20 protein-coding genes are annotated in these 24119 nt (G+C 70.7%); 12 read left to right on the top strand and 8 right to left on the bottom strand.

The window, feature by feature from the left end; all coding sequences use genetic code 11:
* Nucleotides 1-138: 138 nt before the first annotated feature.
* Entirely contained in the window at nt 139-840 is a 702-nt protein-coding gene (locus tag AB0D94_RS06035) for a nitroreductase family protein (RefSeq protein ID WP_362046145.1), read from the bottom strand.
* A gap of 77 nt (nt 841-917) precedes the next feature.
* Here AB0D94_RS06035 and AB0D94_RS06030 point away from each other — a divergent pair, with 77 nt between their 5' ends.
* Nucleotides 918-1463, top strand: coding sequence for a GNAT family N-acetyltransferase (locus tag AB0D94_RS06030; RefSeq protein WP_362046142.1), 546 nt, complete (start codon nt 918-920; stop codon nt 1461-1463).
* Between the two features lie 26 nt (nt 1464-1489).
* Here AB0D94_RS06030 and AB0D94_RS06025 read toward each other — a convergent pair whose 3' ends face one another.
* Nucleotides 1490-3517, bottom strand: coding sequence for a phosphocholine-specific phospholipase C (locus tag AB0D94_RS06025; protein ID WP_362046139.1), 2028 nt, complete (start codon nt 3515-3517; stop codon nt 1490-1492).
* A 708-nt stretch (nt 3518-4225) separates the two neighbouring features.
* On the opposite strand from AB0D94_RS06025, the gene AB0D94_RS06020 reads away from it, so the two are divergent.
* From AB0D94_RS06020 to AB0D94_RS06010, 3 genes are all read left to right on the top strand, one after another.
* Nucleotides 4226-4357: a hypothetical protein gene (locus tag AB0D94_RS06020; protein ID WP_361128211.1), complete on the top strand. Its 132-nt coding sequence runs from the start codon at nt 4226-4228 to the stop codon at nt 4355-4357.
* A 98-nt stretch (nt 4358-4455) separates the two neighbouring features.
* Nucleotides 4456-5496, top strand: coding sequence for a 3-isopropylmalate dehydrogenase (locus AB0D94_RS06015; protein WP_362046134.1), 1041 nt, complete (start codon nt 4456-4458; stop codon nt 5494-5496).
* 224 nt (nt 5497-5720) lie between these two features.
* Nucleotides 5721-6806 carry a branched-chain amino acid aminotransferase gene (locus tag AB0D94_RS06010; protein WP_362046131.1) on the top strand — a complete coding sequence of 362 codons (1086 nt, stop codon included), beginning with the start codon at nt 5721-5723 and terminating at the stop codon, nt 6804-6806.
* Between the two features lie 75 nt (nt 6807-6881).
* Here AB0D94_RS06010 and AB0D94_RS06005 read toward each other — a convergent pair whose 3' ends face one another.
* Complete coding sequence (locus AB0D94_RS06005) at nt 6882-8300, bottom strand: cytosine permease (protein WP_362046128.1); 1419 nt, start codon at nt 8298-8300, stop codon at nt 6882-6884.
* A 165-nt stretch (nt 8301-8465) separates the two neighbouring features.
* Between AB0D94_RS06005 and ureA the strand changes: the two genes are divergently transcribed.
* The 6 genes from ureA (at nt 8466) to AB0D94_RS05975 (ending at nt 16097) form a co-directional block, all read left to right on the top strand.
* Entirely contained in the window at nt 8466-9233 is a 768-nt protein-coding gene (gene ureA, locus AB0D94_RS06000; protein WP_362046125.1) for an urease subunit gamma, read from the top strand.
* A gap of 47 nt (nt 9234-9280) precedes the next feature.
* A complete protein-coding gene (locus AB0D94_RS05995; RefSeq protein ID WP_362046468.1) occupies nt 9281-10963 on the top strand; it encodes an urease subunit alpha in 1683 nt (560 codons plus the stop codon).
* A 20-nt stretch (nt 10964-10983) separates the two neighbouring features.
* On the top strand, nt 10984-12024 hold the full coding sequence (locus AB0D94_RS05990; protein WP_362046122.1) for an agmatine deiminase family protein: 1041 nt from the start codon (nt 10984-10986) through the stop codon (nt 12022-12024).
* Between the two features lie 37 nt (nt 12025-12061).
* Nucleotides 12062-12682, top strand: coding sequence for a TetR/AcrR family transcriptional regulator (locus AB0D94_RS05985; RefSeq protein WP_362046119.1), 621 nt, complete (start codon nt 12062-12064; stop codon nt 12680-12682).
* A gap of 370 nt (nt 12683-13052) precedes the next feature.
* Nucleotides 13053-14672: a citramalate synthase gene (gene cimA / locus AB0D94_RS05980; protein WP_362046116.1), complete on the top strand. Its 1620-nt coding sequence runs from the start codon at nt 13053-13055 to the stop codon at nt 14670-14672.
* A 66-nt stretch (nt 14673-14738) separates the two neighbouring features.
* Nucleotides 14739-16097, top strand: coding sequence for a hypothetical protein (locus AB0D94_RS05975; protein WP_362046113.1), 1359 nt, complete (start codon nt 14739-14741; stop codon nt 16095-16097).
* Nucleotides 16098-16131: 34 nt separating this feature from the next.
* Here AB0D94_RS05975 and AB0D94_RS05970 read toward each other — a convergent pair whose 3' ends face one another.
* Nucleotides 16132-16752 carry a YceI family protein gene (locus tag AB0D94_RS05970; protein ID WP_362046110.1) on the bottom strand — a complete coding sequence of 207 codons (621 nt, stop codon included), beginning with the start codon at nt 16750-16752 and terminating at the stop codon, nt 16132-16134.
* A gap of 255 nt (nt 16753-17007) precedes the next feature.
* On the opposite strand from AB0D94_RS05970, the gene AB0D94_RS05965 reads away from it, so the two are divergent.
* Both AB0D94_RS05965 and AB0D94_RS05960 read left to right on the top strand, forming a co-directional pair.
* Nucleotides 17008-18591: an acyl-CoA carboxylase subunit beta gene (locus tag AB0D94_RS05965; protein WP_362046107.1), complete on the top strand. Its 1584-nt coding sequence runs from the start codon at nt 17008-17010 to the stop codon at nt 18589-18591.
* Nucleotides 18592-18614: 23 nt separating this feature from the next.
* Nucleotides 18615-18815: an acyl-CoA carboxylase subunit epsilon gene (locus AB0D94_RS05960; RefSeq protein ID WP_362046104.1), complete on the top strand. Its 201-nt coding sequence runs from the start codon at nt 18615-18617 to the stop codon at nt 18813-18815.
* Nucleotides 18816-19012: 197 nt separating this feature from the next.
* Here AB0D94_RS05960 and AB0D94_RS05955 read toward each other — a convergent pair whose 3' ends face one another.
* The 4 genes from AB0D94_RS05955 to AB0D94_RS05940 form a co-directional block, all read right to left on the bottom strand.
* Nucleotides 19013-19597, bottom strand: a complete 585-nt coding sequence (locus AB0D94_RS05955; protein ID WP_161288290.1) for an ATP/GTP-binding protein — start codon at nt 19595-19597, stop codon at nt 19013-19015.
* Nucleotides 19578-20135 (bottom strand): DUF742 domain-containing protein, encoded by a 558-nt coding sequence (locus tag AB0D94_RS05950; protein WP_362046101.1) that lies wholly within the window; start codon nt 20133-20135, stop codon nt 19578-19580. The genes AB0D94_RS05955 and AB0D94_RS05950 overlap by 20 nt, the downstream gene beginning before the upstream one ends.
* Before the next feature lie 93 nt (nt 20136-20228).
* On the bottom strand, nt 20229-20642 hold the full coding sequence (locus tag AB0D94_RS05945; RefSeq protein ID WP_030037347.1) for a roadblock/LC7 domain-containing protein: 414 nt from the start codon (nt 20640-20642) through the stop codon (nt 20229-20231).
* A gap of 10 nt (nt 20643-20652) precedes the next feature.
* On the bottom strand, nt 20653-23856 hold the full coding sequence (locus AB0D94_RS05940; protein WP_362046096.1) for a nitrate- and nitrite sensing domain-containing protein: 3204 nt from the start codon (nt 23854-23856) through the stop codon (nt 20653-20655).
* Nucleotides 23857-24119: the final 263 nt, after the last annotated feature.

Below are 24119 nucleotides of genomic sequence, written 5' to 3'. Positions count from 1 at the left end.
CTCGGGGCCGGCTTCCCGAGGGAGCCGAGGGCTCTCACGAGTTCCCGTACGGGGTGGGACCGCAGTGCCAGGAGATACGAGACCTCTACGCGCCCGTACCGGGACGGCGCCCCCCGGAGCCGCCCGCCGGCGAGGTGATCACACCTCCACGATGACCTGGTCGAGGGACTTGCGGACCAGGTCCGGGACCTCGCAGTCGTCCGCCGGGTAGCCGACCGGGACGACCGCGAAGGCCTTCTCGTTCTCCGGTCGGTTCAGGACGTGGCCCAGGAAGCGCATCGGGCTCGGGGTGTGGACCAGGGCGGCGAGGCCCGACAGGTGGAGGGCGGACAGGAGCATGCCGACCGCGATGCCGACCGACTCGTCCACGTAGTAGTGCTTCCGCTTGGTGCCGTCCGGGCCGAGCCAGTAGCGCTGCTGGAAGACCACGACGAGGGCCGGGGCGTCCGTGAGGTGCGTCTTCACCGCGTCGGTGCCCAGGGGGCGCAGGGCCGCGAGCCACTCGTCGCCGAGGCGGCCGTCGTAGGAGATCAGCTCCTCCTGTTCGGCGGCGGCGCGGATCTGCTGCCGTACGGCCGGGTCCTTGACCAGGACGAAGGTCCACGGCTGCTGGTGCGCCCCGGAGGGGGCGGTCGCGGCGCAGGCGATGGCGTCCCGGACGACCTGCTCGGGCACCGGGTCGGGGGAGAATCGACGTACGGTGCGCCGCTCGTCCATCCGGGCCCGCAACTCGGCGGCGCGCGCCAGGGATTCCTGACTCGGCATCCGGGCGGGCCGGTAGGCGACGGGACGGTACGGCTCACCGTGGGTGGGGGTCCACTGCTCGGTCTCAGGCGACATGGAGTGAGTGTCGTGGCGAGGCCCCGCGGACGGCCAGCGAGGCGCAGGCCGAATCGTGGCGGGAGGACACTGGTTCCATGACCGATACACGGACACGCCTCGCGCACACCTCCCAATTGGGCCCCGGCACGCTGGAGGAGATCCGGGCCCTCCTCGACGCGGCGTTCGAGGGGGACTTCTCCGACGAGGACTTCGAGCACGGGCTCGGCGGGATGCACGTCCTGGTGTACGAGGGCGGCGAGCTCGTGGCCCACGGGAGCGTGGTGCAGCGGCGGGTCGTGCACGGCGGCCGGGCCCTGCGCACCGGGTACGTGGAGGCCGTGGCCGTCCGCGCCGACCTGCGCCGGCGCGGATTCGCCGGGCGGGTGATGGCCGAGCTGGAGCGGGTCATCGGCGGGGCCTACGTCCTGGGCGCGCTGTCGGCGTCCGAGGCCGGGGCGGCCCTGTACGGGAGCCGGGGCTGGAGCCCGCATCCGGGGCCGATCGGGGTCCTGGGGCCGGACGGCCCCGAGCGGCTGGCCGAGGAGGAGGGCTCCACCTACGTGTGGCAGCCGCCCGGCGGGGTCCGGCTGGACCCGGCCGGGCGGCTCGACTTCGACTGGCGGAACGGGGACGTGCTGTAGCGGCCAGCAGCCAGCAGCCAGGGGAGCTAGGAGCCCGAGATGCTGGGGGCGCCCGTCTCGATGTGGCCCGTGTAGCGGCGCGACCAGGTGCCGTCGTTGTCCGCGAGGATCGTGAAGTCGTACCAGCCGCTCTGGTAGGCGACGGCGTTGAAGTAGTCCTCGCGGGAGGAGTTCGCCGGGACCGTGTAGGTCCACGGGCCGTCCGTCCGGTAGGCGTTCGCGCGGATGGTGAAGGTGACCGGGGCGGCGGAGGTGTTGGTCATCTTGAAGTAGACCGCCGTCTTGCCGGTGCCCGGCTCGACCGCGAAGCGGGCCGCCACCTCGACCGCCTCGCCCGGCTTCGAGGCGTCACCGATGAAGCGGCGCAGGAAGCGGTTCGGGCCGTGCATCGAGATGTCGTACTTGCCGGAGCCGTGGCCCAGGCCGATGTTGAAGTAGTCGGACGCGGTGGCCCCGGCGTCCACCGTGTACTGCCAGGCGGCCGTGTCCCGGTGCTGGTGCGGGTGGATCGAGAAGTGCGCCGCCCGCGTGGCCTGCGCCCCCTGGTTCGTCATCGAGAACCAGGCCAGGATCTTGCCCGCCGAGCCGAACTCCAGCCGGTCCAGGTTGCCGTTCACCTGGTAGGGGAGGGCCCGCGCCGGGCGGGTGCCGGGCTCCTGCGCCGGGAGGGCGTTGTCCTGCGGCACCGGGTTGGGGAGCGGGGCGCAGGTCGCCTGGCCGATGACCTTGGCGGTGGACGGCAGGCCCGCGGGGACCCCGTAGACCGGGTGGGCGAAGTCGAAGACGCCGGTCAGGTCGCCGGTGACCTTGCGGCGCCACGCGCTGATGTTCGGGCAGGTGGCGGGGGTGCCGAGGGCGGCCGTCCACTTCTCCATGAACCGCAGCACCGAGGTGTGGTCGAAGACCTCCGAACTCACGAAGCCGCCGCGCGTCCACGGAGACATCACGATCATCGGGACCCGGAAGCCCAGACCGATCGGGAGGCCGTCCAGGTACTCGCCGGGGGTGCCGGGCGGGGCGACCGGCGGCGGCACGTGGTCGAAGAACCCGTCGTTCTCGTCGTAGTTGAGGAAGAGGACCGTGGAGTCGAAGACCTCGGGGTTCGCGGCCAGCGCGCGGTAGACCAGGTCCACGAAGTGCGCGCCGTCGCCGGGCGGGGCGTACGGGTGCTCGGAGAAGGCCTCGTTGGCCACGACCCAGGACACCTGGGGGAGGGTGCCCGCGATGACGTCGGCGCGGATGGCGGCCGCGATGTCGTCCGGTGTGGAGCCCGTGACGCGCGGGACGGAGGACATGCCGCGGTCGTGCAGCGGGTTGCCGGGAGCGGCGTCCGTGAACTTCTTGAAGTACGCCAGACCGTTGTCCCCGTAGTTGTCCTGGGCGTTCTGGTAGACCTTCCAGCTCATGCCGGCCCGCTGGAGGGCCTCCGCGTACGTCTCCCAGGTCAGCCCGGACTCGTCGCCGCCGTCCTTGCTCGAGGCGTCGATCTTGCCGCTCCACAGGAAGGTGCGGTTGGGGCCGGTCGCACTGAGCGCGGAGCAGAAGTAGGCGTCGCAGACCGTGTAGCTGTCGGCGAGGCCGTAGTGGAAGGGTATGTCGCCGCGGTCCAGGTAGCCGAGGGTGCGGGTGTTGCCGACGCCGGTGACCCAGTTGTCCATCCGGCCCTTGTTCCAGGCGGCGTGCTGCGAGGTCCAGCTGTGCGGGAGGTCGCCGTTGCACTGCGCCAGGGTCTCGCCGTCGACGCCGCCCGCCGGCGGGGTGGCGGCGAGCTTCCACGGGTACTGGCGGCCGCCCCAGTTGGGCTGGTTGAACATGCCCCAGCCGCCCGGGATGTTGCCGGCGGCGCGGTCGCCGAAGCCGCGGACACCCTTGAGCCTGCCGAAGTAGTGGTCGAAGCTGCGGTTCTCCTGCATCAGGATCACCACGTGCTTCACATCGGTGATGGTGCCGGTCGCCGCGGCCGCGGCCGCCGTCGGTGTGAGCGCGGGCACGGCCGCCCCCGCCACCAGCCCGGCGCCGATTCCCACGAAACCTCTGCGGCTGATCGGTGTCACTGGCCCCTCGCCTCCAACTCAAGTGCCCCGCTGGCACATTGACGGCAAGAGTGGCGGCGCCCGGACCAAAGGTCTACAGCCATGCGGTAAGAAGTCGGTGAACATCCGGGTGGCTGGATCCAGCCGTCGGTCCGGACGGGCGTCCTGCCCGGATCTTCCCCGGCTCCTCCCCGCCGAACAGGCCCGGGAAGGAGTCCATCAGGTGGCCGAAACCCTGCTCAGCACCCTGCCGCATATTGGTGTGATTCCGAACCAATACCCCGTCCAGGCGCAGCGCCGTCCTGCCCGGGCGGTCGCTCCACGGGGCGGGTGAGGCGGTGGAGGTCACCGGTCCGGGTGATCCCCCGGAGGCCGGTGAGGAGGGTGGGATGCGTCACCCCACCGGAACGGACCCTCATCCGGGCCGTAAGGGCTCTGACCAGGGAATTTCGGCCCGCTCGGGGCTGGAAGGGGAGCCCGTGAAGGGGGCCTTCCGAGGGGTTCGGCGTCTCAGATACTAGGAAGTCCGAGTAATTGCGAAGACATACAGCGGGACCTGCCCTAGCTTTGTAGGAGCCGAACGTCTCGCCGATCAGGCGAATGGCGGTCGAGAGCGCGCGCCCCTGGCAGGCAACCCCTGCGGCGCACCGCTCCCCGCCTCTTCCGGCGCCTTGAAGGAACCCCTCATCCGTGGCCCAGCCACGCCGTGATCTCAAGGAGTCGATCCACATGACCCCCACCACCGCTGCCGTCCGCCGCGTCCGCCACTCCTCCACGGCCGACGCCGACCGCAAGAACGCCGCCGCAGCCCTCCAGCGGGCCCTCGACCGCCGTGACAACGGCGGTTCGACCGGCCACTGATCCCCGACCACTGGCCCGCCCGGACATGTTGCGTCCCCATTGGTCCAAATGCTGGACGCAATATGTCTGAGGGCTGGGACACGGAGTACGGTTTCGCCATGTCGACCAGCATCAATCTCGCAGTGATCCCCGGTGATGGCATCGGCCAGGAAGTCGTGGCTCAGGGACTCAAGGTCCTTACCGCGGTCCTGCCCCAGGATGTGAAGCTGGAGACCAAGCAGTACGACCTCGGCGCCCAGCGCTGGCACCGCACCGGTGAGACCCTCCCGGACGCGGAGCTCGAGGCCCTGCGGCACCACGACGCGATCCTGCTGGGCGCCATCGGTGACCCCTCGGTCCCGTCCGGCGTGCTGGAGCGCGGCCTGCTGCTGAAGCTCCGCTTCGCCTTCGACCACTTCATCAACCTGCGCCCGTCGAAGCTCTTCCCCAACACGGCCACCCCGCTCGCCGGCCGCCCGGAGATCGACTTCGTCGTGGTCCGCGAGGGCACCGAAGGCCCGTACACCGGCAACGGCGGCAGCCTGCGCACCGGCACCCCCGCCGAGGTGGCCACCGAGGTCAGCCTCAACACGGCGTACGGCGTCGAGCGCGTCGTCCGTGACGCGTACGAGCGGGCGAACGCCCGCCCCCGCAAGAAGCTGACGCTGGTCCACAAGAACAACGTCCTCGTGTACGCGGGCCACCTGTGGAAGAACATCTTCGACAAGGTCGGCCAGGAGTACCCCGAGGTCACCACCGACTACCTGCACGTCGACGCCGCGACGATCTTCTTCGTCACCCAGCCCGAGCGCTTCGACGTCATCGTCACGGACAACCTCTTCGGTGACATCCTCACCGACCTGGCCGCCGCCGTGACCGGTGGCATCGGCCTCGCCGCCTCCGGGAACATCAACCCGACCGGCGCCTTCCCGTCCATGTTCGAGCCCGTCCACGGCTCGGCCCCGGACATCGCCGGCACCGGCAAGGCCGACCCGACCGCGACGATCCTCTCCGTCGCCCTCCTGCTGCGCCACCTCGGCTACGAGCCCCAGGCCGCCCGCATCGAGGACGCGGTCTCCGCCGACCTGGCCGAGCGCGACGGAACCTTCCGCTCCACCGACGCGATCGGCGACGCCCTCGCCGCGCGAGTAGCCGGCTGACCCTGGCAGCTCGACCTCGGGAAGCCGCCAGGCAACAAGATGCCCGGCGGCTTTTCCTGTGCGGCCCCGGGTGCCACCATCTCCCCTGGGCCGCTCCCCCGCTTCTCCGAAGCCTGCCCGCGCGCGATAATCGAACGCGAGGCCGCGGAATGCGGGGAAGCTCGGACGTCCTAGTACGCCGTGAGCGCGGTCCGCCATACACAACCGGTGAAGGACAAGCACTCATGACGACGCCCACGATCGAGCTCAAGCCCTCCTCGAACCCGCTGTCCGATGCGGAGCGCGAGGCGATCCTGGCCAGCCCCGGCTTCGGCCGCCACTTCACCGACCACATGGTGACGATCAAGTGGACCGAGGGCCGCGGCTGGCACGATGCCGAGCTGGTCCCGTACGCGCCGCTGGCGATCGACCCGGCGAACATGACGCTGCACTACGCGCAGACGATCTTCGAGGGTCTGAAGGCCTACCGCCAGCCCGACGGCACCGTGGCCACCTTCCGCCCCGAGGCCAACGCCGCCCGCTTCCAGGCCTCCGCCCGCCGCATGGCGATGCCGGAGCTGCCGTCCGAGCTGTTCATCGAGGCCTGCGACGCGCTCATCAAGCAGGACCGCGCCTGGGTTCCGGACTCCGGCGAGGCCTCCCTGTACCTGCGGCCGTTCATGTTCGCCAGCGAGGTCGGCCTCGGCGTCCGCCCGGCCAACGAGTTCCTCTTCATCGTGATCGCCTCGCCCGCCGGCGCGTACTTCCCCGGCGGCGTCAAGCCCGTCTCGGTCTGGCTCTCCGAGGAGTACGTCCGCGCGGTCAAAGGCGGCACCGGCGCGGCCAAGACCGGCGGCAACTACGCGGCTTCGCTCGTCGCCCAGGCCCAGGCCGCCTCGCACGGCTGCGACCAGGTGGTCTGGCTCGACGCCGTCGAGCACCGGTGGATCGAGGAAATGGGCGGCATGAACCTGTACTTCGTGTACGGCGACCGCATCGTCACCCCGGAGCTGACCGGTTCGCTCCTTCCCGGCATCACCCGCGACTCCCTCCTCACCATCGCCCGCGACCTCGGCTACACCGCCGAGGAGGGCCGGATCACCACCGAGGACTGGAAGCGCGACAACGAGAACGGCACCCTGACCGAGGTCTTCGCCTGCGGCACCGCCGCCGTCATCACCCCCGTCGGCTCGGTCAAGTCCGAGCGCGCCGACTGGACCCAGGGCAACGGCGAGCCCGGCGAGGTCACCCTCAGGCTCCGCAAGGCCCTGCTGGACCTCCAGACCGGCCACGCCGCCGACAGCCACGGCTGGATGCACCCGCTCGGCTAGGGCATCTGCTCCCCGTACGTACGAAGGCCCGTGCTCCTGATCCAGGAGCGCGGGCCTTCGTACGTACGGGGAGCCCTACACGGCGGCGGGCTCCTCGGCCGCGGCGGCGGGTGCCGGTGCGGTGCGGGCGGTCAGGGCCGCGTAGACCAGTGCGCCCACCAGGCCGGACAGGACGAAGGAGCAGTCCACGCCGCCGGTGAGGGAGAGCAGCGGGCCCTCGTAGAAGGGGGTGGCCACGGAGAGCAGGCCGACCCCGGCGCCGATCGCCCAGGAGGCGGTGGCGGCCACGTTCCAGCCGCCCCGGTACCAGTAGATCCCGCCCACGGAACGGCGGTTGAAGACCTGGAGGGCGTCGGCGTCGTACCGGCCGCGGCAGCGCACGTAGCCGATGAGGGTGATCACGGCCCACGGGGTGCCGAGCGCGGTCAGCAGCAGGACGAACGAGGTCATCGCGGACTGCACGTCCCACTCGAAGGAGCCGATGAAGACGAAGGCGGTGGCGACGGCCGCCGCGACCAGCGTGGCGGTGGTCCGGGTGGCCCTGGGCACGATCGCGTCGAGGTCGAGGCCCATGGAGTACAGCATCAGGCCGGCGTTGCCGACCGAGCCGGCCGCGGCGGCGGCGAGCAGCGGCACCAGGAACCAGAAGGGCGCGGCCTCGACCAGCGGACCGGCGTAGTCGGCACCGGCCCGGGCGGCGAGCGCGGTGTAGGTGCCGAAGAGCTGGGGGATCAGCAGCCCGGCCAGCAGGCCGAGGCCCGTGGCCCAGAGCACCTTGCGGGAGCCGTGCCTGCGCGGGGAGACGTAGCGGGTGTAGTCGCCGAGCAGGGTGATGAAGGCGACCGGACCGCTGAGGCCCGCGGCGACGGTCGCGAGCAGCCAGGTCGGCCAGAAGGAGCCGAGCAGGTACGGGGTCTCCGGCGGCGCGGCGGTGGTGAAGTCCCCGGCGTAGGCGAAGACGCCGACGGCCAGCAGGACGAGCATCCCGACGGAGAGGATCTTGCTCATGCGCAGCAGCAGCCGGTAGCCGAAGACGGCCGCGACGACGGTGAACGCGGCCAGGGCCCCGTACATCACGGCCCGCGAGACGCCGGTGTCCGGGAGGCCGGTGAGCCGGGAGAGGGTGCCGACCATCACGTCGCCACCGATCCACAGGGTGAGCGCCGTGTAGCCGAGTGAGAGCAGCAGGCCGACCACCGAGCCGACGAGGCGGCCGCGGACGCCGAATTGGGCTCCGCTGGAGGTGGAGAGGTTGGTGCCGGTCCGCAGGGAGACCAGCGCGAGCGGCGCGGTGAAGGCGATACCGACGAGGGTGCCGGTCACGATGGCGGTGACCGAGGGCCACAGGCCCAGTCCGAAGGACGGGGGCAGCCAGCCGAAGACGATCACGCCGAGACAGAGGTTGGAGCCGAGCAGGATCGAGACGAGGTCGCGGGGACCGCTCGTCCGCTCCTCCTCGGGGATGGTGTCGACTCCGCGCTGTTCGATGGGCATGGGGGGACTCCCTTGGCAGGGCGGCGGGGGTACAGGAGAGACGCGAGGTGTTTGAGCGACACTCAATGTGACTCAAGCCCTGCGCCCAGGTCAATGATTCCCAGCAAGGAAATGAAGAGTTAGAGTGATGCTCTAACCCATCGACTCAAGAGGTGGTGGATCGGCGTGCGGCTGACCCCTACGGAGCGCGACCGGCTGCTGCTCCGCAGCGCAGCGGAACTGGCCAGGGCCCGGCGGGCCCGGGGCCTGAGGCTCAACGTCCCGGAGGCCACCGCGCTCATCGCGGACACGGTCTGCGAGGCCGCGCGCGACGGCAAGCGGCTGGCGGAGGCCATCGAGGAGGCCCGCAGCGTGCTGGGCCCCGGCGACGTCCTGCCCGGCGTCGCCGACGTGGTCACCGAGGTGCACGTGGAGGCCGTCTTCGACGACGGATCCCGCCTCGCGGTGGTCTCGTCCCCGATCCAGGGCGCCGCCTCGCTGGGCGAGGACGCCCCGGGCGCGATCGTCCCCGGCCCCGGCGCCCCCCAGCCGGAGCCCGCCCTGCACCTGCGCGTGCGCAACACCGCGGCCGTGCCGGTCAGCGTGACCTCGCACTTCCACTTCTTCGAGGCCAACCCGCGTCTCGACTTCGACCGCGCCGCGGCCTACGGGATGCGGCTGTGCGTCCCCGCGGGCTCCTCCGTACGGTTCGACCCGCACGGCGAGGGCGAGGTCGGGCTGGTCCCCATCGGGGGCGACCGCATCGCGATCGGCTTCGCAGGCCTGGTCGACGGGCCCCTGGACGCCCCGGGCGCCAGGGAAGAGGCACTGCGCCGCGCGGTGGCGTGCGGGTACCTGGGCGCAGACGCGCACCAGGACCCCGCCACCGGCGGCCCGGCCGGTCAGGCCCCCGGCACCGGAACCACCGAGCACGCGGACGGAGACCAGGCGTGAGCAAGAAGACCCCGCACAGCGACCACTGCGCGCCGGGCAGCCGGCACATCGACCCGCACGAGTACGCCTCCGTCTTCGGCCCGCGGGCCGGGGACCGGGTCCGGCTCGGTGACTCCGGGCTGACCGTCCGGGTCGAGTACGACGCGCAGAAGCCGGGCGATGAGTTCCTGGCCGGTTTCGGCAAGACGGCCCGTGACGGTCTGCACCTGAAGGCGGCCGCGGTCCGCGAGACCTGCGACGTCGTGATCAGCAACGTTCTCGTGATCGACGCCGTCCTCGGTATCCGGAAGGTCTCCATCGGCATCCGCGAGGGCCGGATCCACGCGATCGGCCGGGCCGGCAACCCCGACACCCTCGACGGTGTCGATGTCGTCGTCGGCACCGGTACCTCGATCGTCTCGGGCGAGGGCCTGATCGCGACCGCCGGAGCCGTGGACACCCACGTGCACCTGCTCTCCCCGCGGATCATGGAGGCCTCGCTCGCCGCGGGTGTCACCACGATCATCGGCCAGGAGTTCGGTCCCGTCTGGGGCGTCGGCGTCAACTCCCCGTGGGCGCTGAAGCACGCCTTCAACGCCTTCGACGCCTGGCCCGTCAACATCGGCTTCCTGGCCCGCGGTTCTTCCTCGGACGCGGCCCCGCTGGTGGAGGCCCTGGCCGAGGGCGGCGCCAGTGGGTTCAAGGTCCACGAGGACATGGGCGCGCACACCCGCGCCCTGGACACGGCCCTGCGGGTGGCCGAGGAGTACGACGTCCAGGTCGCCCTGCACAGCGACGGCCTCAACGAGTGCCTCTCCGTAGAGGACACCCTGCGCGTGCTGGACGGCCGGACGATCCACGCCTTCCACATCGAGGGCTGCGGCGGCGGACACGTACCCAACGTGCTGAAGATGGCGGGCGTGCCGAACGTCATCGGCTCCTCCACCAACCCCACCCTGCCCTTCGGCCGGGACGCGGTCGCCGAGCACTACGGCATGATCGTCTCCGTCCACGACCTCAAGCCGGACCTCCCGGGCGACGCGGCCATGGCCCGCGACCGGATCCGCGCGGGCACCATGGGGGCCGAGGACGTCCTGCACGACCTGGGCGCGATCGGCATCACCTCCTCCGACGCCCAGGGCATGGGCCGCGCCGGCGAGACCATCCGCCGCACCTTCGCCATGGCCGCCAAGATGAAGGGCGAGCTGGGCCCCCTGGAAGGCGACGGCGAGGGCGACGACAACGCCCGCGTCCTGCGCTACATGGCCAAGCTGACCATCAACCCCGCCATCGCCCACGGCCTGGCCCACGAGATCGGCTCCATCGAGGTCGGCAAACTCGCCGACATCGTGCTGTGGCGCCCCCAGTTCTTCGGCGCCAAACCGCAGCTCGTCCTCAAGTCCGGCTTCCCGGCTTACGGAGTCACGGGCGACCCCAACGCCGCCACCGACACCTGCGAACCGCTGGTCCTCGGACCGCAGTTCGGCTCCTACGGGGCCACCGCGGCCGATATCTCCGTGGCCTTCGTCTCGGCCGCCGCCGCGGCCCTCGGCAGCGACGAGATGCCCACCCGCAGGCGCCGCGTCGCCGTCCGCGGCACCCGCGGCATCGGCCCCGGGAACCTGCTCCTCAACTCCCGGGTGGGCGCGGTCGATGTGGACGCGCGCAGCGGCCTCGTCTCCCTCGACGGGGAACCGCTGCGCTCCGAAGCCGCCGAATCGGTCTCCCTCAACCGCCTGTACTTCCTGTGAAGCCCCTAAGGACCCCTGCCATGACCACGAACAAGCCCGTCGACGCCGGATTCCGGATGCCCGCCGAGTGGACCCCGCACGAGCGCACCTGGATGGCCTGGCCCAGCCCCAACCCGACCTTCACCACCGCCCAGGAGCTCGCCGAGGCCCGCGAGGCCTGGGGCGCCGTGGCCCGCGCGGTGCGCGCGTACGAGCCCGTGACCCTCGTGGTCTCGCCCGGTGACGCCGACAGCGCCCGGGCGATCGTCGGCGACGACGTGCAGCTGGTCGAGCAGGAGCTCGACGACGCCTGGATGCGCGACATCGGCCCGACCTTCGTGACCAACGACGCGGGCGAGCTCGCGGCCGTGGACTGGACCTTCAACGGCTGGGGCGCCCAGGAGTGGGCCCGCTGGGACCACGACTCGAAGATCGCCCGGCACGTCTCCGACGTGGCCGGCACCCGTACGTACAGCACCGAGCTGGTCAACGAGGGCGGCGCCATCCACGTCGACGGCGAGGGCACCGTGCTTCTCACCGACACCGTGCAGCTCGGCGAGGGCCGCAACCCCGGCTGGACCCGCCAGCAGGTCGAGGCCGAGATCCACGCGCACCTCGGCACCACCAAGGCCATCTGGCTGCCGTACGGCCTGGCCGGCGACTACGGCACCTACGGCACCCAGGGGCACGTGGACATCGTCGCCGCCTTCGCCCGGCCCGGTGTCGTGATGGTGCACACCCAGCCCGACCCGGCCCACCCGGACCACGAGCGCTGCAAGACGATCGCCGCCATCCTGCGCGCCTCCACCGACGCCCGGGGCCGGCAGCTGCAGGTCGTGGAGATCCCGGCGCCGACCGTGCTGGAAGAGGACGGGGAGTGGGTGGACTACTCCTACATCAACCACTACCTGTGCAACGGCGGCGTGGTGCTGTGCTCCTTCGACGACCCGCGCGACGAGGAGGCGGCCGAGATCTTCCGCGGACTGTTCCCCGAGCGGACCGTGACCCTCGTTGACGCACGTACGATTTTCGCCGGGGGTGGCGGTATCCACTGCATCACCCAGCAGCAGCCGAAGGTCTGACCGAAAGGACCGGCGGCAGACCGACGAGGAGTGGGCCATGACGGCGGGTGGAGTACCGGTACGGGCGGCGCGCAAGAACGCGCCCCCGCGCGAGGACGTACTCGTCGCCGCCATGGCCACGATCGCCGAGCGCGGCCTCGAAGGCCTGACCATGGCAGGGCTGGGCCGTGAGGTAGGCATGAGCAGCGGCCACCTCCTCTACTACTTCCGCAGCAAGGACGAGCTCCTGCTGCAGACCCTGGAGTGGAGCGAGGCCGCGCTCGGCACCGAGCGGAGGGCCCTGCTCGCGCGCCGCGGCCCGGTCAGCGAGCGCCTGGAGGCGTACGTGGACCTGTACGTGCCCATCAAGCCCCGCGACCCCCACTGGACGCTGTGGCTGGAGGTCTGGAACCGCTCCCAGAACGCCGGCCCCCAGGAACGCGACCGGCAGGCGGCCATCGAGGGCGCCTGGCACCGCGACCTGGTCGCGCTGCTCGCCGAGGGCATCTCGCGCGGCGAGTTCCGCCCGGTGGACCCCGACCGCGTGGCGGCCCGCATCCGGGCCCTCCTCGACGGCTTCAGCATCCAGCTGGCGGTGGGTCTGCCGACGCTGGACCGGGAAGCCATCCTCGACCACGTCCGCGAGTTCCTCACCGAAACCCTCACCCCCCACGAGTAGCCCCGCCGGCGTTTGAGGCGCGGGGCCCGGGGCGGAGCCCCGGCAACGGTGCCGCACCCGGCGGGCGGGCCCGCTGCCCGAATGCTGAGATCCGTGTCCGCGAGCCGCAGGCGTTATGGCACACTGCGAGCGTGCCTGCTCAGCTCATGATTATCGCCAGCAGCGCGCCGGTCCCCAGTGGCCGCTGAACCGTGGAAGACCTTCGCGGGAAGCGGCCACCGTGCCCCAGACCCGCGCGCAAACCTCTCGCACCCGCGAGAGGTTTTTTCGTTTCCCGGCCTCATCCCTGCCGGGAGCTGGACGCGCGCGATGATGGGGGCAGTGGATCCCGGGTATCCGGAACCACTCATCCGACAGGAGTCAGATCAGCATGACGACGACACCAGAGGCGGCAGTAGCGGTCCTCGACGACAGCTTCCACGTCTTCGACACCACCCTGCGCGACGGTGCCCAGCGTGAGGGCATCAACCTCACGGTCGCGGACAAGCTGACGATCGCCCGGCACCTGGACGACTTCGGAGTGGGCTTCATCGAGGGCGGCTGGCCGGGCGCCAACCCCCGCGACACCGAGTTCTTCGCCCGCGCCCGCGCCGAGATCGACTTCAAGAACGCCCAGCTGGTCGCCTTCGGCGCGACCCGCCGCGCCGGCGGTTCGGCCGCCGAGGACCCGCAGGTGCGGGCCCTGCTGGAGTCGGGCGCCCCGGTGATCACGCTCGTGGCCAAGTCCCACGACCGCCACGTCGAGCTGGCCCTGCGCACCACGCTCGAGGAGAACCTGGAGATGGTCCGCGACACCGTCTCCTACCTGGTCGGCCGCGGCCGCCGGGTCTTCGTCGACTGCGAGCACTTCTTCGACGGCTACCGCGCCAACGCCGAGTACGCCAAGTCCGTCGTACGCACCGCCTACGAGGCCGGCGCCGACGTCGTCATCCTCTGCGACACCAACGGCGGCATGCTGCCGGCGCAGGTGACGGCGACCGTCGCGACCGTCCTCGCCGACACGGGCGCCCGGCTGGGCATCCACGCCCAGGACGACACCGGCTGCGCCGTCGCCAACACCCTGGCCGCCGTCGACGCGGGCGCCACCCACGTCCAGTGCACCGCCAACGGCTACGGCGAGCGGGTCGGCAACGCCAACCTCTTCCCCGTCGTCGCGGCCCTGGAGATCAAGTACGGCCGCAAGGTGCTCCCCGACGGGGCGCTCTGCGAGATGACCCGGATCTCGCACGCCATCGCCGAGGTCGTCAACCTCACGCCCGCCACGCACCAGCCGTACGTGGGCGTCTCCGCCTTCGCGCACAAGGCGGGCCTGCACGCCTCGGCGATCAAGGTGGACCCGGACCTCTACCAGCACATCGACCCCGCGCGGGTCGGCAACACCATGCGGATGCTCGTCTCCGACATGGCCGGCCGCGCCTCCATCGAGCTCAAGGGCAAGGAGCTCGGCGTCGACCTCGGCGGGGACCGCGCGCTGATCTCCCGGGTCGTGGAGCGGGTCAAGGAGCGCGAGCTCCAGGGCTACACCTACGAGGCGGCCGACGCCTCCTTCGAGCTGCTGCTGCGCGCCGAGGCCGAGGGCCGCGCCCGCAAGTACTTCCGCATCGAGTCCTGGCGGGCCATCGTCGAGGACCGCCCGGACGGCACCCACGCCAACGAGGCCACGGTCAAGCTGTGGGCCAAGGGCGAGCGGATCGTCGCGACGGCCGAGGGCAACGGCCCGGTCAACGCGCTGGACCGGGCCCTGCGGGTGGCGCTGGAGCGGTTCTACCCGCAGCTGGCCAAGTTCGAGCTGGTCGACTACAAGGTCCGCATCCTGGAGGGCACGCACGGCACGGAGTCCACGACCCGCGTACTGGTCTCCACGACCGACGGGGTCCGCGAGTGGTCCACGGTCGGCGTGGCCCCCAACGTGATCGCGGCCTCCTGGCAGGCCCTGGAGGACGCCTTCACCTACGGTCTGCTCCACGCCGGGGTCGAACCGGCCGAGTAGGCCGGGCTGAGCTGCCCTTATGTCCAGCTCACACAGGAAAGTGGCGATTCGGGTAGCGTCATGGATATGAGGACCAGGCTGATATCCGTACGCTTCGGAACGCTGCTGTCCGGTCTGCTGCTGGCCCTGTCGGCGAGCGCCCTCGCGGTCGCCCCGCAGGCGTCGGCCGCCACCGGCCCGGCCGCCGTGGCGGAGGCCCTCAAGGAGGGCCCGGTCTACGTCGATCCGCGCGCCGAGGCGCAACTGCCCAAGGCGGACGCGGACGCGCTCGCACAGAAGATCAAGGACGCCGGGAAGCCGGTGTTCGTCGCCGTGCTGCCCGCCACGAGCGAGTTCCCGGCCGACGGGCTGCTGTCCGCGCTGCGCGCGCAGACCGGCATCACCGGGCTCTACGCGGTCCGGCTCGGCGACGGGTTCGACGCCGGCGCCGACCCGGCCGTCATGCCGGCCAACGCCGTACGCAACCTCACCGCCGCCGTGAAGACCGGCGCGCCGGTGGACGCCACCACCCAGCTCAACAACTTCGTGGACCAGGCCCTCAGCCAGGCCAAGGGCGGGGCGCCCGCCTCCTGGGGGACCAGCGACGGCGACACCGGCGCCCCCGTCGGCGCCCTGATCGCGCTCGGCGCGGTGGCCGTGATCGGCGGCGGCGGCGCGTACACACTGGTGCGCCGCAACCGCAAGAAGAAGGAAGAGGTCCGGCGCGAGGCCATCGAACGTCTCGGCGTGGTCGTGGACGAGGACATCACCGCCTTCGGCGAGGAGCTCGAACGCCTCGACTTCCACCCCGGTGAGCCGGGCGCGGACGACGCCATGCGCAAGGACTACGAGCAGGGGCTCGACTCCTACGAGAAGGCCAAGCGGATCATGGCCTCCGTCCAGCACCCCGAAGAGGTCAAGGGAGTGACCCAGGCGCTGGAGGACGGCCGGTACTCCCTGGCCTGTCTCGACGCGCGCCGCCAGGGCGAGCCGCTCCCCGAGCGCCGCGCCCCCTGCTTCTTCGACCCGCGCCACGGGCCGAGCACGGAGGACGCCGCCTGGGCCCCGGCCGGCGGTGCACGCCGTACCGTGCCGGTCTGCACGGCCGATGCCGTGCGGCTGCGCGACGGGCTGGACCCGGCGGTGCGCAAGGTCGACACCGAGTACGGGCCGCGCCCGTACTACGACGCCGGGGCGGCGTACGGCCCCTGGGCCGGCGGCTACTTCGGCGGCGGCATCCTGCCCGGCCTGCTCATGGGCACGATGCTCGGTTCGATGATGTCCAGCCCCGCCTACGCCTCCGACTTCGGCGGCGGCGCGGGCTTCGAGGGCGGGGACGTCTCCGGGGCGGACTTCAACCCCTCCGACTTCGGCGGCTTCGGCGGCGGCGACTTCGGCGGCGGCGACTTCGGCGGCGGCGGAGGCTTCGACGGCGGAGGCTTCTAGGCCCTGTCACCGGACAGGGCCCGGTGGGCGGGCGTCAGGCCTGCTTGACGGCCGAGATGTCGAAGGTCAGCTTCACCTTGTCGCTGACCATCACGCCGCCGGTCTCCAGCGCGGCGTTCCAGGTCAGGCCCCAGTCGGAACGCAGGATCTCGGCGCTGCCCTCGAAGCCGACGCGCTCGTTGCCGTAGACGTCGGTGGCGGAGCCGTTGAACTCCAGGTCGATGGAGAGCGGACGGGTGACGTCCTTGATCGTCAGGTCGCCGGTGATGCGGTACGCGTCGCCGCCGAGCTGACGCGCCCCGGTGGAGCGGAAGCTCATCAGGGGGAAGGTCTCGGCGTCGAAGAAGTCACCGCTGCGCAGGTGGCCGTCCCGGTCGGCGATGCCGGTGTCCACGGAGGCGATCTTGATGTCGATGGCGGCCGTGGAGCGTGCCGGGTCGCTGCCGTCGAGGTGCAGGGTGCCCTCGTGCTCGGTGAAGGAGCCGCGGACGTTGGTGACCATCGCGTGGCGGACGGTGAAGCCGATGCTGCTGTGGGCGGCGTCGATGACGTAGTCCCCGGTGAGCGCGGCGAGGGCCGGGTCGACTTCGAGTGTGGCGACGGCGGCGCCGTCCTTGACCTGCGACTCCTGGCTGCGGCGGGTGAAGAGACCCATGGCTTCCTCCTCGGTAGTGTGCTGCTGGTGGTTGTTGAAGTTTCAACGAGAATGACGCTAGACCCATTCCGTTCAAATTTCAACTTCTAGGCGAGGTGTCACGCGGTTTTGTGCGGTCTCGACAAAGGACGAAGGCCCCGTCTGGCGGAGTCGATGCATCGCCCGGCGGTTCTGTCCGGCCCGGACAGCGGAACACTTCCGAGACTGTGAGGAATCAACGGAGGTTTTTCAGGTACGGCTTCGTAAGGTCGGTACATGACCGTTGTGGACCAGACTCCGAGCGAGCCGACCGACGCCCGCGGGCGGGTCGCCGAGCTGCACTCCCTGCGCGAGCAGGCGCGTCGCGGCCCGAGTGACCGGGCGACCGAGACCCAGCACGCCAAGGGCAAGCTGACCGCTCGCGAGCGCATCGCGCTCCTGCTCGACGAAGGTTCCTTCAAGGAGGTCGAGCAGCTGCGCCGGCACCGGGCCACCGGTTTCGGCCTGGAGTCGAAGAAGCCTTATACGGACGGTGTGATCACCGGCTGGGGCACGGTCGAGGGCCGTACGGTCTTCGTCTACGCGCACGACTTCCGGATCTTCGGCGGCGCGCTGGGCGAGGCCCACGCGACGAAGATCCACAAGATCATGGACATGGCCATCGCGGCCGGGGCCCCGCTGGTGTCCCTCAACGACGGCGCGGGCGCCCGTATCCAGGAGGGCGTCTCGGCGCTGGCCGGCTACGGCGGCATCTTCCAGCGCAACACCAAGGCCTCGGGCGTGATCCCGCAGATCTCGGTCATGCTGGGCCCCTGCGCCGGCGGCGCGGCCTACAGCCCCGCCCTCACGGACTTCGTGTTCATGGTCCGCGACACCTCGCAGATGTTCATCACCGGCCCGGACGTGGTCCGCGCGGTGACCGGTGAGGAGATCACCCAGAACGGCCTCGGCGGCGCGGACGTGCACGCCGAGACCTCGGGCGTCGCGCACTTCGCGTACGACGACGAGGAGACCTGCATCGCCGAGGTCCGCTACCTCATCTCGATGCTCCCCTCCAACAACCGGGAGAACCCCCCGGTCCACGAGACCACCGACCCGGCGGACCGCCGCTCGGAGGTCCTGCTGGACCTGGTGCCCGCCGACGGCAACCGGCCGTACGACATGCTCAAGGTCATCGAGGAACTCGTCGACGAAGGCGACGTCCTGGAGATCCACGAGCGCTGGGCCCGCAACATCATCTGCGCCCTGGGCCGGCTGAACGGCCAGGTCGTCGGCATCGTCGCCAACCAGCCCGGCCACCTCGCCGGTGTCCTGGACATCCACGCGTCCGAGAAGGCCGCGCGCTTCGTCCAGCTCTGCGACGCCTTCAACATCCCGATCATCACGCTGCTGGACGTCCCCGGCTTCCTGCCGGGCGTCGACCAGGAGCACGGCGGCATCATCCGCCACGGCGCCAAGCTGCTGTACGCGTACTGCAACGCCACCGTCCCGCGGATCTCGCTGATCCTGCGCAAGGCCTACGGCGGCGCGTACATCGTCATGGACTCCCAGTCCATCGGCGCCGACATCACCTACGCCTGGCCCACCAACGAGATCGCCGTCATGGGCGCCGAGGGTGCCGCCAACGTCATCTTCCGCAAGCAGATCGCGGACGCCGAGGACCCCGAGGCCATGCGTGTGCGCATGGTCAAGGAGTACAAGGCCGAGCTGATGCACCCGTACTACGCGGCCGAGCGCGGCCTCGTCGACGACGTCATCGACCCCGCCGAGACCCGCGAGGTGCTCATCAGCGCCCTCGCGATGCTCCGCAACAAGCACGCCGATCTGCCGTCCCGCAAGCACGGCAACCCGCCGCAGTAACCGCGAAGGAGACCTGCCACCACATGAGCATCGCCACGGACACCCTGCTGCGCGTCGAGAAGGGCAACGCCGAGCCCGAGGAGCTGGCCGCGATCACCGCGATCCTGCTCGCCCGCGCCGCCGCCACCCCCGAGACCGCGGTCAGCGCCCCCCGCTCCCAGGCCGGCTGGCGCCGCCTGGAGCGCACCCCGGGCTTCCGCGCCCCGCACAGCTGGCAGGGCTGAGCCCCTCGGCACGACGCAAGGCCCCGCACCCGTCCAGGGTGCGGGGCCTTCGTCTTGCCCGGCGGGGGTGAGCCCTGCCTCACCGCCCGGGCCCGCCTCGCACCCCCCGGCGCGCTGCCCGCCGACCGCCTGCCGCCCGCACGCGAAGGCCCCCGCGTCAGGTGACGCGGGGGCCTCGCACGGGCTGGGGGCGCCGCCTACCGCAGGCGTGCCATCAGGGCGTGCTCGACGAGCGTGATGAGCGCGCTCTTGGCGTCCGCGCGGTGGCGGGCGTCGGTGGTGATGATGGGGGCGTCCGGGCCGATCTGCAGGGCCTCGCGGACTTCCTCCGGGGTGTAGGCCTGGTTCCCGTCGAAGCCGTTGAGGGCCACGACGAACGGCAGGCCGCTGTTCTCGAAGTAGTCGACGGCGGGGAAGCAGTCGGCGAGACGGCGCGTGTCCACGAGCACGACGGCGCCGATGGCGCCGCGGACGAGGTCGTCCCACATGAACCAGAAGCGGTCCTGGCCCGGCGTACCGAAGAGGTACAGGATCAGGTCCTGGTCCAGGGTGATGCGGCCGAAGTCCATGGCGACCGTGGTGGTCGTCTTGTCACCGGTGTGGGTGAGGTCGTCGATTCCCGCGCTGGCGGAGGTCATGACGGCTTCGGTGCGCAGCGGGTTGATCTCGGAGACCGCGCCGACGAACGTGGTCTTGCCCACGCCGAAGCCGCCCGCCACCACGATCTTCGCGGAGGTGGTGGAGCGGGGAGCCGCTCCGCCGTTAGAGCTTGCGAAGTCCACTGAGCACCCTTTCGAGCAGTGTCACATCTGGCTGGCCGCCGGCAGACTCGTCGCCGCCGGGCTGGTGAATGGCGACAAGGCCCGCCTCCGCCAGGTCGGCGACGAGGATGCGGGCGACACCAAGAGGAATGGAGAGGAGTGCCGAGATCTCCGCGACGGATTTGATCTCCTGGCACAGACGGCAGATGCGCTGGTGCTCGGGCAACTGCCCTTGCAGCCGCGCGGGGTCGGCCGTGGTACTGACCAGCGCCTCGATGGCGAGCTGGTAGCGCGGCCGAGTACGGCCGCCGGTCATCGCGTACGGGCGCACCAGCGGGTTGTGGGCCTTGGGAGCCGGCTGCCGCACGGCGCGCGGAGGCTGCTGCGGAGGCATGTAGGGCTGCTGAGGCTGCTGGGGCTGGCCGTACGGCTGCTGCTGGTAGGGACTGTGCCCCGGCACGGGCTGGCTCGGCGAGGAGGGGAAGTTGAAGCGGTTCTGGTCGTGCCCACCCTGCGGCTGCTGCGCGCCGCCATAAGGATGTCCTCCGGGTGTTGTCACGTTTCCTCCTCCGACTCCAAGTACGCAGTACTCCCTGTGGAACCGCGCCACCGCACCCTATGGTGCGATGACGCGAAACGCACTGCCTGTCTGCTAGTTGAGAAGACTTCCCTGCAGCTCCGCGCGCAGGTCCGGGGTGAGGACGCTGCCCGCTCGGTCCACCAGGAGGGCCATCTCGTAGCCCACGAGGCCGATGTCGCACTCGGGGTGCGCGAGCACCGCGAGCGAGGATCCGTCCGAGACGGACATGAGGAAGAGGAATCCCCGGTCCATCTCGACCACGGTCTGGTTGACGGCGCCACCCTCGAAGATCCGGGAGGCCCCGGCGGTCAACGAGGTCAGACCGGAGGCCACGGCCGCCAGCTGATCGGCGCGGTCGCGAGGGAAACCGTCGGACATCGCCAGAAGGAGTCCGTCGGCGGAGACCACCACGGTGTGGGACACCCCTGGGGTGTTGTCCACGAAGTTGGTGATCAACCAGTTCAGGTTCTGTGCCGCCTGGCTCATCGGGCTCACACTAACGCTCCTGGTCATAGCTGTTACTTGACTGCTCGGAACCCGCATTGCGTCCCTGCTGGACACCGCGCCGCAGGTTGCTCAACCTGCCACGGACGTCCTCCGGGGCGCGGGAGACCTGAGGGCCGCCCTGCGGGGTCGACTCCGCGGTGCCTTCGACCAGGTTGGCCTTGGGTACCCGCCGAGGGAGACCGGACGGGGTGACCCCGCCTGCCTTCGGCTCACGGAGTTTTCCGGCCTGCTGCCAGCGCTCGTCGTTACGCGAACGCCAGGCCGCCGTGCCTTCCGTCTCCTCCGGGGCCCGCTCCGGGGCGGCGGGCTGCTGCTGACGCTGCGGCCGCTGCTCGAAGAGGGATCCGGTGGACTCCGTTTCCTGCTGTGCCGGCTGCCACTGCTGCTGGCTGCCGCGACGCGGCAGGCCCGCTCCGGTCAACTGGTGGCCGGTGTCGGCAGCGGCGCCCGGACGGTCGAAGCCTACGCGTTCCGGGGCCTGTTCGGGACCGGCCTGGGATTCCGATTCGGTCCCGTAATTCTGCTGGTAGTCGCCCGGGTAGGAGTTCTGCCCAGGCCAATCGGCCTGCTGCGGCTGGGCCTCGTAGCCGTCGTCGTAGCTCGCGGTGCTCTGCTGCTGATCCTGGTAGCCGGCTTCCGGATAGGCGTAGCCCTGCTGGGGGTACCCCTCGTAGCCCGGCTGCGCCGCGAACTCCTCGGGAGCCTCGTACGGAGCCTCGTAGCCCTGCTCGGGCTGCTGCTCGTAGCCCTGGTACGGCTGGTAGCCGTGCTCAGGCTGAGGTTCCGGATAGTCCTGCGTGGCGGGCTCGGCGTACGGCTGCTGTTCCTGCGGGAAGCTCACCTGGGCCTTCAGCGCGGCCCTGCGCTCCTCGGCGAGGAGGGAGCGGCCCACCGGGTCGAGCTCGCGGCCCTCGGCGCCCTGCTGGTCGTACCGGGAGTCGTCGAAACCGAGCTCGGCGGCCGTACGCAGCGGAGCGGCCTGCTGGGCCTTCTGCTCCGGGATGATCGAGGAGACCGTGAAGTCGTCGTCCGGGATGCCCTCGCCACCGCCACCGTGGGTGATGGCGTCGGGGAGCATGACCAGCGAGGTGGTGCCGGCCGCCTCGCCCGAGGGGCGCAGCTGGACGCGGATGCTGTGGCGGTCCGCCAGCCGGCCGACCACGAACAGACCCATGCGCTGCGAGATCGCGGCGTCCACGGTCGGCGGGTTGGCCAGCTTGTGGTTGATGTCCGCGAAGTCCTCGGCGGTGAGGCCGATGCCCTTGTCGTGGATCTCGACCATCACGCGGCCGTCGGGCAGACGCGTGGCGTTGACGCGGACCTTGGTCTGCGGGGAGGAGAACGTGGTGGCGTTCTCCAGGAGCTCGGCGAGCAGGTGCACGAGGTCGGTCACGGCCTGGCCGTGGATCTCGGCCTCGGAGACGCCCGAGAGCTCGATGCGCTCGTACTGCTCCACCTCGGAGGAGGCGGCGCGCAGGACGTCGACGAGGGGGACCGGCTGGTCCCAGCGGCGGCCCGGTTCCTCACCCGCGAGGATGAGGAGGTTCTCGCCGTTGCGGCGCATACGGGTGGCCAGGTGGTCCAGGCGGAAGAGGTTCTCCAGCTGGTCCGGGTCCGCCTCGTTGTTCTCCAGGTCGGTGATGAGGGTCAGCTGGCCCTCGATCAGCGACTGGTTGCGCATGGAGAGGTTCGTGAAGATCGCGTTGACGTTCCCTCGCAGGAGCGCCTGCTCGGCGGCGAGCCGTACCGCTTCCTGGTGGACCTGGTCGAAGGCGCGGGCGACCTCGCCGATCTCGTCCTGGGAGTTGATCGGGATCGGCATGACCCGGGTGTCGACCTTGCCGGGGTCGGTGCGCGAGAGCTGGTCGACGAGTGCCGGCAGACGCTGCTCGGCGACCTCGAAGGCGGCGGAGCGCAGGTGGGACATGGCGCGGCTCATCTGGCGCGCCATCATGCCGGCCAGGATGAACGCCGCGAGCAGGGCCACGACGACGATGGCGCCGTTGATGATGGCGTCGTTGCGGGCCTCGTCGGAGACCGCGATGGCGTCCTTGACGGCCTTGTCGAGGAGTTCCTTCTCGACCTCGTCGTAGCCGTCGAACTTGGCGGTGGCGGCGGCCTGCCAGTTGAGGGGAGTGGTGCCGCCCGCGGCGAGCTTGGCCTTGTTGTCGCCGCTGGCGATCATGTCGGTCATGCTGGCGAGCGGGGAGTTGTTGACCCCCATGGGCGGGGGCACGAAGCGGACGCCGGCCTGCTCGGCCTTGGTCTTGGCTTCGGTGATCTTGACCGCGCCCTCCTGCGCCTTCTTGCCCATGACCTCCTTGAGGCGGTTCACGTCCTCCTCGGTGCCCGCCGCGACGTACTCGCCGATGGCGATTTCCTCGAGGTAGGCGTAGGAGGAGAAGGCGATGAGCTGCGACTTGCGGATGTTCTCGTCCGCGCTCGGGCGCACCAGCAGGTGGGTGCCGACGGAGCGCTGGAGGGAGTTCGCCGCCTTGGCCAGCTGGATCGCGTAGACCATGCGGCCGTAGGAGGTCACGTTGCCGGTGCCGAGGCCGAGCTCGTTGGCGAACTGCATGAGGTAGTGCTGGACCAGCACGTAGCCCTCTTCGGTCGGGATGGGGCCCGCCGAGGAGGGGAGGTTCTTCTTGGCGCTCTCGAGCGGAGCCTGGTACGCGGTCTTGCGGACCTGCTCCAGCTTGGGCTCGTCCGCGCGGAAGAGTTCGAGGCGGCGCTCCAGGCCCTGTGCCTTGGGCATGTCCTGGACGGCCTTGTCGAACTTCACCTTGGCCGAGTTGGTCGCCCCGTACGCCTTGGAGACGACCTCGCTCTTGGTGTCGCCGTTCAGCAGCGGCTCCGCGGTGAGGTCGCGCTCGTTGAGCAGCGCTTGGCTGTACTCGGAGGCGGCCTGGACGACCCTGGCTATCTTCTCGGCGTCTTTGGCCTCGTTCCAGGTGTCTACGGAGCCCTTCACCTGGAAGCCGCCCATGACCAGGCCGACGAGGGCGGGCACGAGCAGGATGGCGTTCAGGCGGGTCGGCACACGCCAGTTGCGGGGCGAGAACCTGCTGGTGCTCCCGTTGCGCGCGGGTGGGTCCAACGGCACGTCGACGGGCGACGCGGCCGCTCGCGGCGGCGGGGTGAAGTTGCCGCGCGCGGGTTCATCCGCGGGGCTCGTGTTGCTTCGCCTCACTCGACCAACAACCTCTCGGCGGTGCTACTAGCTAGTTCGTTGAATTCCAGCACGGTTAACGGCCGTGTTCCAAACAGTTGGAACCGGCCATTCCCAGAGCCTTATGCCCCACATAAACCGGACATAAAGTCCTTCCTGCGGCAAAAATGGGGGGAGTTGTGCGCGTAGCGGCACCAACCGAACGCACCCTGTGTCCACCTGGCCGTAATTCTCTGTCGAAACGTTATGAAGCAGAGGGGCGGGCCGTGTCGCATGACACAGCC

The sequence above is a fragment of the Streptomyces sp. NPDC048255 genome, from assembly GCF_040652415.1.
Taxonomy (GTDB): Bacteria; Actinomycetota; Actinomycetes; order Streptomycetales; family Streptomycetaceae; genus Streptomyces.
This window is presented reverse-complemented; position numbering and strand designations above follow the sequence as displayed.